This window comes from Falsiroseomonas algicola, assembly GCF_011040385.1.
Taxonomy (GTDB): domain Bacteria; phylum Pseudomonadota; class Alphaproteobacteria; order Acetobacterales; family Acetobacteraceae; genus Falsiroseomonas; species Falsiroseomonas algicola.
The window spans coordinates 22021-38117 of the sequence record NZ_JAAIKB010000011.1; the positions used below are offsets into that span (position 1 = coordinate 22021).

At 70.9% G+C, this 16097-nt stretch carries 14 protein-coding genes; 4 read left to right on the forward strand and 10 right to left on the reverse strand.

Annotated features, from left to right (window positions below):
• The first annotated feature begins 63 nt into the window (after window positions 1-63).
• The 4 genes from G3576_RS22370 to G3576_RS22385 all read left to right on the forward strand — a co-directional run bounded on the left by G3576_RS22370 (window position 64) and on the right by G3576_RS22385 (window position 2434).
• Entirely contained in the window at window positions 64-546 is a 483-nt protein-coding gene (locus G3576_RS22370; RefSeq protein WP_164696694.1) for a peroxiredoxin, read from the forward strand.
• A complete protein-coding gene (locus G3576_RS22375) occupies window positions 546-815 on the forward strand; it encodes an antifreeze protein (RefSeq protein ID WP_164696695.1) in 270 nt (89 codons plus the stop codon). Before G3576_RS22370 ends, G3576_RS22375 begins: the two co-directional genes overlap by 1 nt.
• A 93-nt stretch (window positions 816-908) precedes the next feature.
• Complete coding sequence (locus G3576_RS22380; protein ID WP_164696696.1) at window positions 909-1715, forward strand: transglutaminase-like domain-containing protein; 807 nt, start codon at window positions 909-911, stop codon at window positions 1713-1715.
• Window positions 1712-2434, forward strand: a complete 723-nt coding sequence (locus G3576_RS22385) for an N-formylglutamate amidohydrolase (RefSeq protein ID WP_164696697.1) — start codon at window positions 1712-1714, stop codon at window positions 2432-2434. The genes G3576_RS22380 and G3576_RS22385 overlap by 4 nt, the downstream gene beginning before the upstream one ends.
• A gap of 127 nt (window positions 2435-2561) precedes the next feature.
• Here G3576_RS22385 and G3576_RS22390 read toward each other — a convergent pair whose 3' ends face one another.
• Genes G3576_RS22390 through G3576_RS22435 form a run of 10 tightly spaced genes read right to left on the reverse strand, consistent with a single transcriptional unit; the run spans window position 2562 to window position 16096 of the window.
• The gene (locus G3576_RS22390; RefSeq protein ID WP_164696698.1) at window positions 2562-3152 is read right to left on the reverse strand and encodes an amino acid synthesis family protein; all 591 of its coding nucleotides are present in this window, start codon (window positions 3150-3152) and stop codon (window positions 2562-2564) included.
• Window positions 3149-3988: a UPF0280 family protein gene (locus G3576_RS22395; RefSeq protein WP_164696699.1), complete on the reverse strand. Its 840-nt coding sequence runs from the start codon at window positions 3986-3988 to the stop codon at window positions 3149-3151. The genes G3576_RS22390 and G3576_RS22395 overlap by 4 nt, the downstream gene beginning before the upstream one ends.
• 2 nt (window positions 3989-3990) lie before the next feature.
• On the reverse strand, window positions 3991-5487 hold the full coding sequence (locus tag G3576_RS22400; protein WP_164696700.1) for a 6-hydroxynicotinate reductase: 1497 nt from the start codon (window positions 5485-5487) through the stop codon (window positions 3991-3993).
• Complete coding sequence (locus G3576_RS22405) at window positions 5484-8180, reverse strand: molybdopterin-dependent oxidoreductase (RefSeq protein ID WP_164696701.1); 2697 nt, start codon at window positions 8178-8180, stop codon at window positions 5484-5486. The genes G3576_RS22400 and G3576_RS22405 overlap by 4 nt, the downstream gene beginning before the upstream one ends.
• On the reverse strand, window positions 8177-9022 hold the full coding sequence (locus G3576_RS22410) for an FAD binding domain-containing protein (RefSeq protein ID WP_207622989.1): 846 nt from the start codon (window positions 9020-9022) through the stop codon (window positions 8177-8179). Before G3576_RS22410 ends, G3576_RS22405 begins: the two co-directional genes overlap by 4 nt.
• A complete protein-coding gene (locus G3576_RS22415; protein WP_164696702.1) occupies window positions 9019-10746 on the reverse strand; it encodes a hydantoinase B/oxoprolinase family protein in 1728 nt (575 codons plus the stop codon). Before G3576_RS22415 ends, G3576_RS22410 begins: the two co-directional genes overlap by 4 nt.
• The gene (locus G3576_RS22420; RefSeq protein WP_164696703.1) at window positions 10743-12779 is read right to left on the reverse strand and encodes a hydantoinase/oxoprolinase family protein; all 2037 of its coding nucleotides are present in this window, start codon (window positions 12777-12779) and stop codon (window positions 10743-10745) included. Before G3576_RS22420 ends, G3576_RS22415 begins: the two co-directional genes overlap by 4 nt.
• Window positions 12764-13477 carry an ABC transporter ATP-binding protein gene (locus G3576_RS22425; protein ID WP_164696704.1) on the reverse strand — a complete coding sequence of 238 codons (714 nt, stop codon included), beginning with the start codon at window positions 13475-13477 and terminating at the stop codon, window positions 12764-12766. Before G3576_RS22425 ends, G3576_RS22420 begins: the two co-directional genes overlap by 16 nt.
• Complete coding sequence (locus G3576_RS22430; protein ID WP_164696705.1) at window positions 13470-14252, reverse strand: ABC transporter ATP-binding protein; 783 nt, start codon at window positions 14250-14252, stop codon at window positions 13470-13472. The genes G3576_RS22425 and G3576_RS22430 overlap by 8 nt, the downstream gene beginning before the upstream one ends.
• Window positions 14249-16096: an ABC transporter permease gene (locus G3576_RS22435; protein WP_164696706.1), complete on the reverse strand. Its 1848-nt coding sequence runs from the start codon at window positions 16094-16096 to the stop codon at window positions 14249-14251. The genes G3576_RS22430 and G3576_RS22435 overlap by 4 nt, the downstream gene beginning before the upstream one ends.
• Between the last annotated feature and the right edge of the window lies 1 nt (window position 16097).

Sequence of the window (16097 nt, forward strand, 5' to 3'; positions counted from 1 at the left end):
GCCGTCCATGGACGCCGCCCCCCCATCCGCCCTATGTCTCAACCGACAGAGGGAGAGTTCGACATGACGATCCAGGTTGGCGACAGCATTCCCGCCGTGAAGATCATGCAGGCGACTGCGGAGGGACCGAAGGAGGTCTCCACCGAGGAGCTGTTCGCCGGCAAGACGGTGGTGCTGTTCGGCGTCCCCGGCGCCTTCACCCCCACCTGCTCCGCCAAGCACCTGCCGGGCTTCGTGACCCAGGCGGCGGCGCTGAAGGCCAAGGGCGTCGACATGATCGCCTGCATGTCCGTCAACGACGCCTTCGTGATGCGCGCCTGGGGGAAGGACCAGGGGATCGTGGACGAGGTGACGCTGCTGGCCGATGGCTCGGCCGCGCTGACCAAGGCGATGGGGCTGGAGCTGGACCTGACGGCGCGGGGCCTCGGCGTGCGCAGCCAGCGCTTCGCGCTGGTCGCGAAGGACGGCAAGGTGACGCATATCGGCGTCGAAGCCGCCGGCGCCTTCGAGGTTTCCAAGGCGGAAGCCATCCTGGCGGTCCTCTGATGCCGCCGGCCGCCTATGCGTTGTTCGCCTGGCAGGCGGGGTGGGTCTTCACCCTCCGCAGCCTGCAGCTGGCGACGGACCCCGTGCAGGCGGCCTCCACCCTGACCGCCATGGTGGCGGAGAAGCAGAAGGCCTTCGCCGACGGCGCCATCGCCGCCGGCGCCGCCATGATGCAGGGCGCGCGGCCCGATCTGGTCGCCGCCGCCGCGCTGCGCCCGGCCCAGCGCCGGGTCGCCGCCAATATGCGGGCGCTCAAGAACCCCGGCTGACGACTGGCTTTCTGCGCCACGGCGCAGCCCCGGCACCCCGCCGGCCGATCACCCGTGCCTTCCGTGCCATCGGCCCATCGAGGAGTGCCCGCCTTGCGCATCAGCGCCGGCTGCGAGATCGCCTATGACTGCCCGCAGCCGACGCCGATGGCGCTGATGCTGCATGCCCATCCCTCCCGCGTGCAGGATTTGATCGGGCCGCAGGAGATGCGCTTCGACCCGCCGGTGCCGTCCCGCACCTATCACGACAGCTTCGGCAATTTCTGCACGCGCATCGTGGCGCCGGCCGGGCGCATCACCATTAGCACCAGCCTGCTGATCCAGGATAGCGGCCTGGTCGAGCCGACCCTGCCGGCGGCGCGCCAATGGCCGCCGGAACAGCTGCCGGATGAGATGCTGCTCTGGCTGCTGGGCAGCCGCTATTGCGACACGGACAGGCTCTCCGCCCTGGCCTGGACGCTGTTCGGCCAGGGGCCGACGGGCTGGGGGCGGGTGCAGGCGATCTGCGACTACGTCCACCGCCACATCGCCTTCGGCTACGAGCATGCCGATGCGACCCGATCCGCGAGCGAGGCGCATGCGGCGGGCCGCGGCGTCTGCCGGGACTATGCGCATCTCGCCGTCGCGCTGTGCCGGGCGGTGAACATCCCGGCGCGCTACTGCACGGGCTTCCTCGGCGACATGGGCACGCCGCCGCCCTATGGCCCGATGGATTTCGCCGCCTGGTTCGAGGTCTATCTGGACGACAGCTGGCACACCTTCGACGCCCGCAACAACACGCCGCGCATCGGCCGCATCCTGATGGCGCGCGGCCGGGATGCGACGGATGTCGCGATGGTGACGAGCTTCGGGCCCTGCACGCTGACGGGCTTCCGCGTCTTCACCGATGAGGTGACGTGAACCCCGTCGCCTGGATGGAGAACGCGGCCGGCGCCGGCGCGGTGCTGCTGGTCTGCGAGCATGCCAGCAACTGGATCCCGCCACGCCATGGTGACCTCGGCGTGTCGGCGGCCGACCGCCAGCGCCACATCGCCTGGGATATCGGCGCCGCTTCGCTGGCGCGCGGCCTGGCGCGGCGCCTGGATGCGCGGCTGGTGCTGTCGGGCGTGTCGCGCCTGGTCATCGACTGCAACCGGCCACTTGGCGCGCCCTCCTCCATCCCGCGGCGGAGCGAGGATACCGAGATCCCCGGCAATGCCGGGCTGACGGCGGCGGAGATCGCCTTCCGCCAGCGCGAATACGTCGAACCCTTCCGCGCGCTGGTGGCCGGTGCGATCGCCGCGCGGCGGCCGTCCCTGCTGGTCGGCGTGCACAGCTTCACGCCGGTCTTCCGCGGCGTGGCGCGGCCCTGGCATGCGGGCGTGCTCTACGCCGATGCGACGGCGCTGGGGGCGCGGCTGGTGGCCGGGCTGCGCGCCGACCCCGCGCTGGTGGTCGGCGACAATGAGCCCTATCGCATCGAGCCAGAGGAGGATTTCACCGTCCCCATCCATGGCGACGCCAACGGCATCCCCGCCGTGCTGCTGGAGGTGCGGCAGGATCTGCTGGCCGACGAGGCCGGCGCCGAGGCCTGGGCGGCGCGGCTGGCGCCGCTGCTGCGGATATGTGTTGCTTTTTAGCAACTAACCCGTTTTAGCCGATTATGCCGCTTATGCGCGTTTAGCACCGATTTCGCCGTGGTCCGGGCGCGGAGCAACCGGTGATCTGCAGAACATAGCGGAAACGCAGATCCCGGCGCCACCCCTTTCAGCGCTGCCCGTCCCACTTCGCAATCTCCTCCTGCCTGAGGCCGCCGACCCGCGCATGCGGCCGCCCGCCCGTCGTCATGGCCAGCGCGAAGAGGATCTCATCCGCCCGAGGCGCGTCCGGCACCAGGCAGGTGATGCCGTCGAAATGGCTGCGCACATAGGCGGCGTTGCGGTGGTGGATGGGCAGGTCGAGCATGGCGCCCATCGGCCCCACCTTGGTCATGGACGGCACGATGGACAGCGCCTGGCCGAGCAGCCCGCGCATCGCATAGCCGCCGGCGACATGCCACAGCGCGCCGTGTTCGAGTTCTCCCGCGCTGCCGACGATGCCGCCCTTGCCATAGGCCTCCACTCGTGAGGGATCGCCGCCGAGCCCGGCCAGCAGCTTCTCCGCCACCATGAGGCCGATCGGCTTCATCGCCTCCATCATCCACATCAACTCGGGCTCGAAGCGGCCGGCGAAGGGGTTGCGCAGCACGACGGCGCACCAGCCCTTGAGGATCGGCATCTCCAGCACCGGCCCGCCATCATGGCGCACCTCCTCCACGCAGAGCACGGTCTTGCGGATGACGAGGTCCTGGCTGCTCATGCGGGCGTCTCCAGCGCGAAAGGCCGGCCCAGGATGCGGCTGCGGCCCGCGAGGCGCAACGCGGCGGCGATGATGAGGCCGTCGCGCAGGAAGGCGGCGGCCGTGGCGGCGCCGGAATCGAGGGCGCGCGCGACCTCCTCCTCCGCCAGCGAGCCGACATCGGTGGTGACGAGGTGGGTGCCGAGATCGCTGTCGGGGTCGAGGGAATCGGCCGGCGCGCGCGTGACGGCGGGGCTGTCGCAATCCACCGCATTGGCGATGAGCGTCGCCGCCGCATCCGCCGCCGCGGCATCCCGCGCCAGCACCGTGACGGCATCCGCGATGCCGAGCGAGAAGGAGCGGCCGTGTCGGCCGGAGGTGGCGATGCCGCCCACGCCATCGCCACCGTGCAGCCGCAGCGCGCCGTCGAAACTGGCAAGGCGCGGATCGAGGGCGAGGCCGATGGCCAGGCTCTCGCCTGCCGCCGCGAAGACCGCGATGTCGCCGCCATTGTTGACGAAGGCGCGCGCCAGGCCTGGTGCCGCCGCGCGCATGGCGGCGAGGAGTTCATCCGCGACCGACCCCGCCACCGCCGCCATGGGGGTGATGAAGAGGCCGCGCGCGCCATAGGGCGCGCAGGCCGCGTGCATGCGGCGCGCGACGGGGCCCGCCGGCACGGCACCGACGGGCTGGCGCAGAAGCGGGAGTTCGCCGACCAGCGCCGGCAGGATCGAGGGAAAGCGCGCCAACGCCGCCTGCTCCGCCGCCGCGGCACCGCTGCCCCAGGCGCGCAGGACGACATCGATCGGCCCGTGGTTCAGGTGCAGCCGCCCATCGGCAAGCCGCGCGGCCTGCATGCTCAGCGCGGGAAGGGCCAGGGATTGGCCGCGTCCCAGCCCTGCACGCGCAGCCCATCGCCGAGCCCGCGCAGCAGCGTCTCCACCGGCACGACATCGCCCATATGCCCGCCGAGCCGCGCATAGAGGTCGCGCTTCAGGGTGAACTCGATCGGCGCGACCAGAGCAGGTGTGGGCACATGGCCGAAGCTGCCGCGCGGCATGCGCAGCACATCCGCCATGATGGTGATGCCGCCGCCCGGCCAGAGATAGACGGGCGCGCCGCCCATGGTGACGCGCACCTCGCCGGCGGCCACGGCGCGCGTCAGCAGCACGGGATTCGCCGTGACGCCGGCGCGCAAGGATCCACCGGCGCCCGCCATGAAGATGACGGAGCAGAGCGAGGGCTCGCAATTCTCCCCGATGCGCTCCACCACCTGGCGCACCGCCGGCGGCATCTCCGCCGGTTGCGGATTCAACTCGTCGTCGAGCACGCACCAGATAGCATCCTCGCCGGTGGTGGAGGTCATCAGCAGGCGCAGGCCGGGCCAGGCGATCTTCGGGTCGATGCTCTCGATGATGGCGAGCGGATCGGTGATGTCGGTGCCGCCCCAGCCCATGCCGGGCTGCGCCACCTGGAAGTAGCGCCCGGGGGTGGAACGGCGGCCGCGCACGCGGATGCCGGCGGCGCGCATGCCGAGCACCTTGCCCGCCTGGTGTTCGGTCAGCACGCCGGTGATGTGGTCATCGACCACGATCACCTCATCCACATGCCCGAGCCATTGCTGCGCGAAGATGCCGACCGCGGCGCTCCCGCATCCCACGCGCATGCGGCGCTCTGCCACGCCGTCCACGATCGGCGCCTGGCCGGCCTGCACGATGACGCTGTGGCCGCCATCGATGGTGAGTTCGACCGCCTCCGCCTCGCAGAGTGTCAGCAGCGTCTCGCAGGTGACGACGCCTTCCTTCTTGCTGCCGCCGGTCAGGTGCCGGACGCCGCCGAGCGAAAGCATCTGGGAGCCGTATTCGGCGGTGGTGACGTGGCCGACCTGCTCGCCCTTCACGCGCACGGCCGCGGCCTCGGGGCCGAGATGCCGGTCCGTGTCGATCTTCACCTTCACGCCGCAATAGCTGAACATGCCCTCCGTCACGACGGTGACGGTATCGACGCCCGCATGGGTCGCGCCCACGATGAAGGGGGCGGGCTTGTAGTCGGGATAGGTGGTGCCGCTGCCGACGCCGGTGATGAAGGCGCGCGCGGGATCGAGCAGCTTGCCGTCCCATTCGGCCTCCGCGAAGGCGACGACGGGGCCGCCGGCATCCACGACCTGCGCCAGGGCGAGCGCGGGATCGGTGCGGACCAGCATGCCATCCTGGTTGGCGTAGCGCGAACAGGCGCCGCTGCGGCCGGGGCGGATGCGGCAGAGAACGGGGCAGGCATCGCAGCGGATGATGCCGCCGTCTTCCGCCGCCCCGAACTTGCGGGAGCGCGCCTCGGCGGAGATGTGGTCGTCGCTCATCGCATCGCCTCCCACAGGCGGTGGGGCAGGACGGGCACGCGGTCGATCCGCACGCCCGTCGCATGGCGGATGGCGCCGAGGATGGCGGGCGCGGTCGGCACCAGGGCCGGCTCGCCGACGCCCTTGGCGCCATAGGGGCCCTCGGGTTCCGGATCCTCGATCAGGTGCACGCGGATGGGCGGCACGTCGCCCGCGGTCGGGATCAGGTAGTCGTGCAGGTTCTCCGTGCGGCCGGGGATGTATTCCTCCATCAGCGCCAGGCCGAGGCCCTGCGCGATGCCGCCATGGATCTGGCCGAGCACGAGGTCCGGATTGATCGCGCGGCCGACATCCTGCGCGGCGACGATCTCCTCAACCTTGACGGTGCCGAGCTGCGTGTCGACGCGCACCAGCGCGATCTGCGCGGCGAAGCCATAGGTGGCGTAGGGGATGCCCTGGCCATCGGCGTCGAGCGCCGTCGTCGGCGGGTCGTAGCGGCCCTCCGCGTCCAGGTCGGCGGGCAGGGCGGCGAGGTCGATGGTCCGCGCGGCGCCGACGCCATCGGTGACGGTGAGCGTGGTGCCGGTCAGCGACAGGCGCGCATCCTCCCCGGCATTGGCCAGCGCCAGGATGCGGGCGCGCAGCGCGCGGCCGGTTTCCATCGCGGCGCGACCACTGACGAAGGTCTGGCGGGATGCGCTGGTCTTGCCGGCGTCATGCGTCAGCGCCGTGTCGCCCAGCACGAAGTCGATGCTGTGAACGGGCAGGCCCAGCGCATCGGCAAAGATCTGCGCGATGACGGTGGTGCTGCCCTGGCCGATATCGACCGCGCCGTTGAACAGCGTGAGGCGCCCGTCGCGCGCCAGCACGGCCCGCATGCGGGACGGGTTGGACATGGAGGTATTGCCGCAGCCATACCACATGCAGGCGATGCCGGCGCCGAGGCGGTGGCGCGGATTGTCGGCGTTGTGCGCCTCGACCTTTGCCAGCATCGCATCCCATTCGGGCTTCAGCGCATCCAGGCAGTCGGGCAGGCCGGCCGAGGCCTGCAGCACCTGGCCGGAATGCGTGACGTCCCCGCGGCCGAGCGCGTTGCGCCGCCGGATCGCCCAGCGGTCGTGGCCCAGTTGCAGGGCCAGGTCATCGACCAGCGCCTCCGTCGCGATGGCGGCCTGCGGCACGCCGAAGCCGCGGAAGGCGCCGGAGGGCGGTTCGTTGGTGTGCACCGCCCGCGCCTGCGCGCGGACATGCGGCACGCGATAGGGGCCCGCGGCATGGACGGGCACGCGGTTGGCGACGGTCGGGCCCCAGCTGGCATAGGCGCCGGTGTTGAAATCGCCCTCCAGCGTATAGGCAAGGAAGTTGCCGTCGGCATCGGCGGACATCGTCGCGTGCATTTGCGCGGGGTGGCGCTTCGTCGAACTCGCCATGCTCTCCGTGCGGCTGTAGGTCACGCGCACAGGCCGGTTCACGCGTCGCGCCGCCACCGCGAGCAAGGGCTGCACGGAGACATCGAGCTTGCCGCCGAAGCCGCCACCGCAGGCGGAGGGGATGATGCGCACGGCGTCCTCGGCGATGCCGAGCACGCGCGCCACCTCCTCCCGGTCCATATAGGGCGCCTGGGTGCAGGCGATGATGTCCATGCCGTCCTCGCGCGGGATGGCGTGGCCGGCCTCGGGTTCGATATAGGCGTGCTCGACGAAGCTGGTGGTGAAGGCGCCCTCGGCGGTGGCGGCGGCCGTTGCATGCACGGCATCCGGATTGCCGCGGGCGAGGCGGCCCTGCACCAGGATGTTGCCGGGGGCATGGTCGTGCAGCAGGGGCGCACCCTCGGCCCGCGCGGCCTCGACGCCAATCAGCGCGGGAAGCGGCTGCCAGGTGATCGGCAGGTCGGCATCGCGCACCGCCTCCACCGCGCTGCGTTCGCCGACCAGGGCCAGCACGGCCTCGCCGCGATAGCGCACGAAACCGTCGGCCAGCACGGGCTGGTCCTTCAGCGCGGGCATGATGCCGAAGCCGTTGAGGCCGGGGACATCGGCGGCGGTGAGGATCGCGTGCAGGCCGTGGCGCGCACGGGCGGCGTCGATGTCGCCCAGCGTGAATCGCGCGCTGGCATGGGGCGACCGCACGACGCGCAGCCACAGCGCGTCAGCCGGCGTGGCATCGGCGCCGTAGCGTTCCGTGCCGAGCACCTTGGGCCAGCCATCCAGCCGCGCGAGGGAGGCTCCCACGGCCTCGCCCGCCGGCGCTTCCTGCTCGACCGGCGTGAAGCCCTGCGCGGCGGCCAGGACGGCCTCCACGATCTTCTGGTAGCCCGTGCAGCGGCAGAGGACGCCGCCGATGGCGTCCCGCACCGCCTGCGCATCGGGCACGGCGTCGCGCAGCAGCAGATCGGCCGCGGCCATGATCATGCCGGGGGTGCAGATGCCGCATTGCGCGGCAGCATGGGCGAGGAAGGCGGCGCGCAGGCGTGCCAGCACAGGGTGGTCAGCCTCGATCGTCGTGATCGCCGCCCCTTCCGCCTGCGCGGTCGGCACCAGGCAGGCGCAGGCCTGGGCGCCGTCGATCAGCACGGTGCAGGCGCCGCAATCCCCGGCCTCGCAGCCGACCTTGGTGCCGGTCAGGCCGAGGGATTCACGCAGCGTATCCGAGAGCGGCGCGAAAGGCGCCGCATCGGTGCTGGCGGGCGCGCCGTTCAGCGTGAAGGCGATCATTCGCCGAGATCCCAGAGCAGGTCGCGCAGCAGCCGCAGCGCGGCCTCGCGGCGATAGGCGCCGGAGGCGCGGATGTCGTCGATGGGCGAGAGGTGATCGAGATGCCGCGCTTCCGGCACCTTGTCCGCGTGATAGAGCGAGGTGCCACGCAGCTCCGCCTCCAGCCCCGGCAGGCGCTGTGCGGTGGCGGAACAGGCGCCGATGGCGAGCCGCGCCATCAGGATGCGGCCATTCTCGTCGATGTCGATGACGGCGGCGACCATGGCGATGGAGATGACGAGGTAGTGCCGCGCGCCGAGCTTGCGGAAGCCGCTGACGGCGCGGGGCAGCTTCGGGATGTGCAGCGCGACCGCGATCTCGTCCGGTGCCAGCGCCGTGGCGCGATAGCCCGTGAGGAAGTCCGCCACGGGCAGCATGCGCGTGCCGTCCCGCCCCGCAACCTCGACATGCGCGTTGAGCGCGAGAAGGTTGGGGATGCCGTCGCCGGCGGGGGAGGCGGTGACGAGGTTGCCGAGGAGGGTGCCGCGGTTCTGCACCTGCTGGCCGCCGACCTGCCGCGCCGCCTGGCGCAGCCCGTCGAACTGCCTGGGCAGGTCGGCGCGGGCGATGTCGGACCAGGTGACGAGGCAGCCGAGGCGCCAGCCATGCGCGGATTCGGTGACGCCGCGCAGGCCGGGGATGGCGGTGATGTCGAGCACATCCTTGTGCGTCGGGTCGCCCCAGGCGCGGCGGTTGGCGGCGGCGGGATAGATGTCCGTGGCACCGGCCAGGATCGCGACATCCTCGCCAGCGCGGATGGACAGCGCCTCGGTCAGCGTGGTCGGGCGGTGGTAGCGGATCATCGCGCCGTGCGCCTTGCCTCGGTGGCGGCCTCGTCCACGGCGCCGTCGCGCAGCACGACGCCCCACAGCGCCTCGGCCTGCGCCGCGCTGTAGGTGCCGCGCAACACGTCGCGCGCGACCAGCGCGGGGTCGCGCGTGAAGGGATCGCCATGGCCGCCGCCGCCTGGTGTCATCACCTCCACGCGGTCGCCTTCGCGCAGCAGCAATCCCTGGTCCTTCGAGAGATGCGGCGGGATGGTGGTGGTGCCGTCGCGATGCAGGCGCACGACATTCGGCGCGCCAGCCTGGCCGCCGCGCACGCCGGGCGGGCCGAAGCGGCCATGGTCCATCACGAAGCTCGCGCGGGCTTCGCCACGCAGCAATTCCACCTCGTAATGCACGCCGAAGCCGCCACGATGCGCGCCGGCGCCGCCCGAGCCTTCGTGGATCGCGAAGCGGCGGAAGAGGATGGGGTAGTACTGTTCCATCACCTCGACCGGCGCGGTCTTGCTGATGCCGATGGTGGAGCAGCCATTGGTCAGGCCATCCGCCTCCGCCGTGCCGCCATAGCCGCCGCCGGTGATCTGGTACATGACATAGCCGGCGTTGCGCGCGGGATCGAAGCCGCCGAGCGCGAAGTTGCCGGAGGTCCCGGCGGGCGCGGCCCAGATGTCGAGCGCGGGGGCGAGCGCCAGGAACACCGCTTCCGCCACGCGCTGCGAGACCTCCGCCGCGCAGCCGGAGACGGGGCGTGGATAGCGCGCATCGAGGAAGGTGCCCTCCGGCCGCTGCACGCGGATGGGCTCGAAGGTGCCGGCATTGATCGGCACATCGGGGAAGATGTGCTTCATCGCGAGATAGACGGCGGAACAGGTCGTGGCCCAGACGGAATTCATCGGGCCCTGGCAGGGTGGCGAGCTCTCCGAGAGGTCGAAGTGCAACTCGTCGCCCGTGCGCGTCACGGTCAGCGCGATGCGCAGCGGCTCGTTTACCACGCCGTCGGAATCGACGAAGGCCTCGGCGCTGTAGGTGCCCTCCGGGATGCGCCGGATCTCGGCGCGCATGCGATCCGCCGCGCGGTCGCGGATGCCGGCGATGGCGTCGCGCAGCGTGGCGAGGCCGTAGCGCGCCATCATCTCCCGCAGCCGCTGCTCGCCGACCAGCAGCGCGGCCGCCTGCGCCTTGATGTCGCCGATGCGCTGTTCGGCGACGCGGATGTTGGACTGGATGATGGAGAGGATCTCCCGGTCCAGCACGCCGCGCTTGAAGAGTTTCACGGGGGGCAGGCGCAGGCCTTCCTGCTCAACCTCCGTCGCATGGGCGGAGAAGCCACCGGGCACCATGCCGCCGATGTCCGGCCAATGGCCGGTGTTCTGCAGCCAGCAGAACAGCTCGCCGTCGACGAAGAAGGGCAGGGCGAAGCGCACATCCATGAGATGCGTGCCGCCGAGATAGGGATCGTTGACGATGTAGATGTCGCCAGGCTCGGGTGGCGCGACGGCGCCTTCCCGGATCAGCCGCACGAGGTGCGCCGCGGAATGCGCCATGGTGCCGACGAAGACGGGCAGGCCCAGTTCGCCCTGCGCGATCAGCGCGCCATCCTCGGCCGCGTAGATGCCGTCCGACCGGTCATCGGCCTCCGCGATGACCGGGGAGAAGGCCGCGCGCGAGAAGGCGATGTCCATCTCGTTGCAGACCTGCTGCAGGCCTGCCTGGATGACGGCGAGGGTGAGGGCATCCATCATGGCGTCACCCGGAGATTGCCGATGGCATCGACGATGGCGCGCGATCCCGGTTCCAGCACCGTGGTCGCATCGGCCTGCTGGATGATGGCGGGGCCGTGCAGCACCGCGCCCTCCGGCAGGCGTTCCCGCTGCCAGACCGTGGCGCGATGCCAGGCGCCCTCGGCGTAGAGATCGCGCTCACCCACACGCGCCGCCTCGACGCCACCGTTCCGCGCCCCGGGATCGAGCAGCGCGGAAAGCGGGAAGGACGGCCGCCTTCCGATGACCGTCGTCAGCAGGTTGACCAGCACGGCGCGGATCTCCGGCAGCTCCACGCGGAAGCGGGCGAAGTAGGCGGCCTCGAAGGCCTTCTGGATGTCCGTCAGTGCCATGTCGGCGCGCGGCAGCGCGACGCGGATCAGGTGGGTCTGCCCGCGGAACTGCATCTCCGCGCTGTGCAGCACGATGATGTCCTCGAGCGCCGGCGCATCGGCCTGGACCATCGCGACGCCGCGATCGCGCTGCGCGGCCAGCGTCGCGGCGATCTCGGCTTCGGGAACCTCGAACAGCCCGCGATTGATGGTGTTGACGAAATCCTGGCGGAGATCGGCGACCAGGCAGCCCAGCGCATTGGTCAGGCCGGGGCGGGCCGGGACCAGCACCTCCGGGATGCCGATCTCCCGCGCCAGCGCCACCGCATGCAACGGCCCTGCGCCACCGAAGGCGAAGAGGCAGAAATCGCGGGGATCATGCCCCTTGGAGAGCGAGACCAGGCGGATCGCGCCCGTCATATGGACATTGCCGAGCCGGATCACCGCCTCCGCCGCCTGCTCCACACTCATGCCGAGCGGCCGCGCCAGGTCGCGGTCGAAGATTTCCCTGATGCTGTCGAGGGACACCGCATCCTTCACCGCCAGCAGCCGCGCGGGATCGAGCCTCCCCAGGATGATGTTGGCATCCGTAATGGTGGGGCGCGTGCCGCCCCGGCCGTAGCAGATCGGCCCCGGCGTGCTGCCCGCGCTTTCCGGCCCGACGCGCAGCATGCCCGCGCGATCGAGGCTCGCGATGGAGCCACCACCGGCGCCGACCGTGCGCACATCCACCATCGGCAGGTGGATCGGCAGGCCATAGGCGATGGAGAGCTCGGCCGAAACCTCCGGCACGCCGCCCGCGATCAGCGCCACATCGGTGGAGGTGCCGCCCATGTCGTAGGTGATGGCGTTGCGCAGCCCCGTCTGCGCCAGCGTCGCCGCGGCCGCCATCACGCCGGAAGCGGGGCCGGACATCACGGTCTTGGCCGCGTCGCGCGACACCAGGCGGGCGGAGACGGTGCCGCCATTGCCGTTCATGACTAGCAGGTCGCGCCGGTGGCCGCGGGCCGCCAGCTGTTCCTGCAGCCGCGTGACGTAGCGGTCCAGCACCGGCTGCACCGCGGCATTCACGGAGGCCGTGGTGCCGCGCTCATATTCGCGGAACTCCGAGAGCAGCTCATGTCCCAGCGTGACATGCCCGTTGGGCCAGATCGCGCGCGCAATCTCCCCCGCGCGGCGTTCATGCGCGGGGTTGGCGTAGGCGTGGAGGAAGTGGATCACCAGGGATTCACAGCCCGCCGCGAGCAGCGCGCGCACCTCCCGTTCGACCGCCGCTTCATCCAGCGGCGTGACGACGGCGCCGCGCGCATCCATGCGCTCCGCCACCTCCCGCCGCAGCTCCCGCGGCACAAGGGGTTCGAAGGTCCCCTTCAACCCATAGGGGTTCGGCCGCGTGCGGCGGCCCAGTTCCAGCACGTCCCGGAAGCCCTGCGTCGTCACCAGCCCGACCTTGGCGAGTTTCCGTTCCAGCACGGCATTCGTCGTGGCCGTGGTGCCGTGGATGATGAGGTCGAGCATGGCAGGGGTGGCGCCGCCGGCCTCGATCGCGGCGAGCACGCCATCGGCCTGGTTGGCGATGGTGGTCGGCACCTTGGCGAGATGGATGCGGCCATCGGCGCCGCGCAGCAGCAGGTCGGTGAAGGTGCCGCCCACATCGATGCCCGCGACTACACCGTCAGCCATGTCGCCCGCACCTGCTCGTCATTCTCCAACGCGTCCATCGTGCCGGTCCAGCGGATCTCGCCGCGCTCGATCACCAGCGCGCGGTCGGCGACGGCGGCGGCGAAGTCGAGGCTCTGTTCGGAGAGCAGCACCGCGATGCCCTCATCCTTCATGCGCAGCACGGCTTCGGCCATCTGCTCGACGATGACGGGCGCCAGGCCCTCGCTGGGTTCGTCGAGCAGCACGGCATCGGGGTTGCCCATCAGCGTGCGGGCGATGGTCAGCATCTGCTGTTCGCCGCCCGACATGGCGCTGGCACGGCGGCCGCGCATCTCCGCGAGGTTCGGGAAGAAGGACCACAGGCGTTCCGGCGTCCAGGGCGCACGGCCGCCGCGCGCGGGGCGGCGCCCCACTTCCAGGTTCTCCGCCACGGTCAGGTCCGTGAAGATGCGCCGATCCTCCGGCACATAGCCGAGGCCGAGCCGCGCGACCTGGTAGGGCGCCCATCCCGTGATGTCCTGCCCCGCGAAGCGAAGGCGCCCGGCGCGGGCTGGCAACAGGCCCATGATGGCCTTCATCGTCGTGGACTTGCCCGCACCGTTGCGCCCCATCAGCGCCGCGACCTCGCCGCGCATCAGCGTGAGATCGACGCCGAACAGCACCTCGGCAGGCCCATAGCCCGCCTTGAGGCCCGAAACCTCCAGCACCGCCTCAGCCATGGGCGGCCCGCCTGGCGCGGAGCGCAGCCTTGTGGCCGCTGGTGCCGAGATAGACGCGCTGCACTTCCGGATTGGCGCGCACCTCCTCCGGCGTGCCTTCCGCAATCACCTCGCCCCGCACCAGCACCAGGATGCGGTCGGCATGGGCGAAGACGGCGTCCATGTCGTGTTCCGTGAACAGCACGCCGATGCCGCCACCGCGGGCGATGTCGGCTGTCAGTTGCATGAGCGCCGCCCTTTCGCGGGGCGCCATCCCGGCGGTCGGCTCATCCATCAGCAGCAGCCGCGGCGCTGCGGCGAGCGCGATGGCAAGCTCCACGCGCTTCACGTCGCCATAGGCGAGTTCGCCGATCGGGCGATCCGCCTCGCCTTCCATGCCGACGCGCGCCAGCAGCGCGAGGGCGTCGTCCCGATAGAGTCGCGCGGCGTCCGCCACCATGTCCCGCGTGCGGCCGTGATGCGCGATCAGCGCCATCTGGACATTACCGACGACGGACATGGAGAGGAAGGTCTGCGCGACCTGGAAGGTGCGCCCCACGCCCATGCGGCAGACCTGGCGCGGCGGCTGGCCGGTGATGTCCTGGCCCGCGAGGACGACGCGCCCGGTATCGGGTCGCAACTGGCCGCCCACCATGTTGAAGGTGGTGGATTTGCCGGCGCCGTTGGGGCCGATGATGGCCAGCATCTCCCCGGCCGAGAGCGCGAAGGTCACGTCGCGCGCGGCGACGACCCCGCCGAAGGCCTTGTTCAGCCCTTCCACCGCCAGCAGCGTCATGCGCGCCAGCCCGCGAAGGCGCCGGCCAGGCCGCGTGGGAAGACCAGCACCAGCGCGATGATGGAAGCGCCCAGAAGGAACCGCCAGAAATCCGTCAGCGGCATGAAGATGTCCTTGATGGTGTGGAAGGCCGCGGCCCCCGCGACCGCCCCCATCACCGTCTGGATGCCGCCCAGCAGGATCATCGCCAGGAAATCGACGGAGAGCGGGATGGCCAGCAGCGTCGGGTCGATGGAGCCCTTGGAGAAGGCGTAGAGCCCGCCCGCGAGACCGGCCGCGCCGCCGGCGAGCGTGAAGGCCAGCCAGCGATGGGTGCGGACATCGATGCCGATCGCATCCGCGCGCTGTTCCGAATCCCGCGCCGCCCGCAGCGTCGCGCCGAAGGGGGCATAGACGACGCGCCGCAGCGCGATGATGGCGAGGATGGCGCAGGCCGCGACGACGTAGTGGTAGACCTGCCGCGATGCCGCCCAGGCGCTGGGCCAGACGCCGACCACGCCATTGTCGCCGCCCGTCACCTCCACCCATTGGAAGCAGACGGCATAGGCGATCTGCGCGAAGGCCAGCGTCAGCATCGCCAGGTAGATGCCGGACAGGCGCACGACGAAGAAGCCGAAGAGTGCGGCGAAGAGGCCGCCCGCGATGGGCGCTGCCAGCAGCGCCGGCTCCATGGGCAGCCCGCCCTTCGTCACCAGCAGCCCCGCCGCATAGGCGCCCAACCCGAAATAGGCGGCATGGCCGAAGCTGACGATGCCGCCATTGCCGACGAGGAAGTTGAGCGAGAAGGCGGCGAGGGCGAAGATCAGCACCTCCGTCGCCACCTTCACGGTATAGGCGTCGCCGAAGACCGGTACGGCAAGCATGGCGGCGATGGCGAGGCCCGCGATCAGTTTCTCCACGCGCCCGAAGCCGCGAACCGCAAGGATGCCTTCCGGCAGCGCGGCGCGGCCGGCGGCGGCTTCCGGGCGGCCAAGCAGCCCCCAGGGCTTCACCACCAGCACCGCCGCCATCAGCAGGAAGACCAGCACCAGCGTGATCTTCGGGAAGACCAGCACGCCGAAGGCCTGCAACTGCCCGATCAGCACGGCGGCGAGGAAGGCGCCCGGCACGCTGCCCATGCCGCCGATCACCGTCACCACGAAGGCCTCTGTGATGATGGAGAGGTCCATCTGGGATGAAGCGGAGACGCGGGGAATCTGCAGCGCGCCGCCAAGCCCGGCCAGCGCGGCGCCGAGGAAGAGCGTGCCGGTGAAGAGCATCGCCTGGTTGACGCCGAGCGCGCCCACCATCTCCCGGTCCCGTGTCGCGGCGCGGATCAGGATGCCGAAGCGCGTGCGGTGCATCAGCAGCCAGAGCAGGCCGAGCACTGCGGGACCGATGACGATCAGGAACAGCTCATAGGCCGGGAAGCGCTGGCCCAATATCTCCACGCCATGCCGCAGCCCCGGCGCGCGCGGCCCGGGGATGTCGACCGGCCCCCAGATCTTCAGCACGGCATCCTGCACCATCAGCACGACGCCGAAGGTGGCCAGCAGCTGGAACAGTTCCGGCACCTTGTAGAGCCGGCGCAGCAGCAGCAATTCCATGAGCACGCCGAGCACGCCGACCGCGATGGCGGATATCAGGACGCCGGTGAAGAACAGCGTGGGCGATCGGTCGATCTCCAGCAGCCAGGGAACGACCGTGACGGCGATATAGGCGCCCAGCATGTAGAAGCTGCCATGCGCGAAGTTGACGATGCGCGTGACGCCGAAGACGAGGGTCAGCCCCGAGGCGATGATGAACAGCGCGGAGGCGCTGGCCAGTCCCGACAGGGACTGGACCACGATGAAGCCGACATCCATG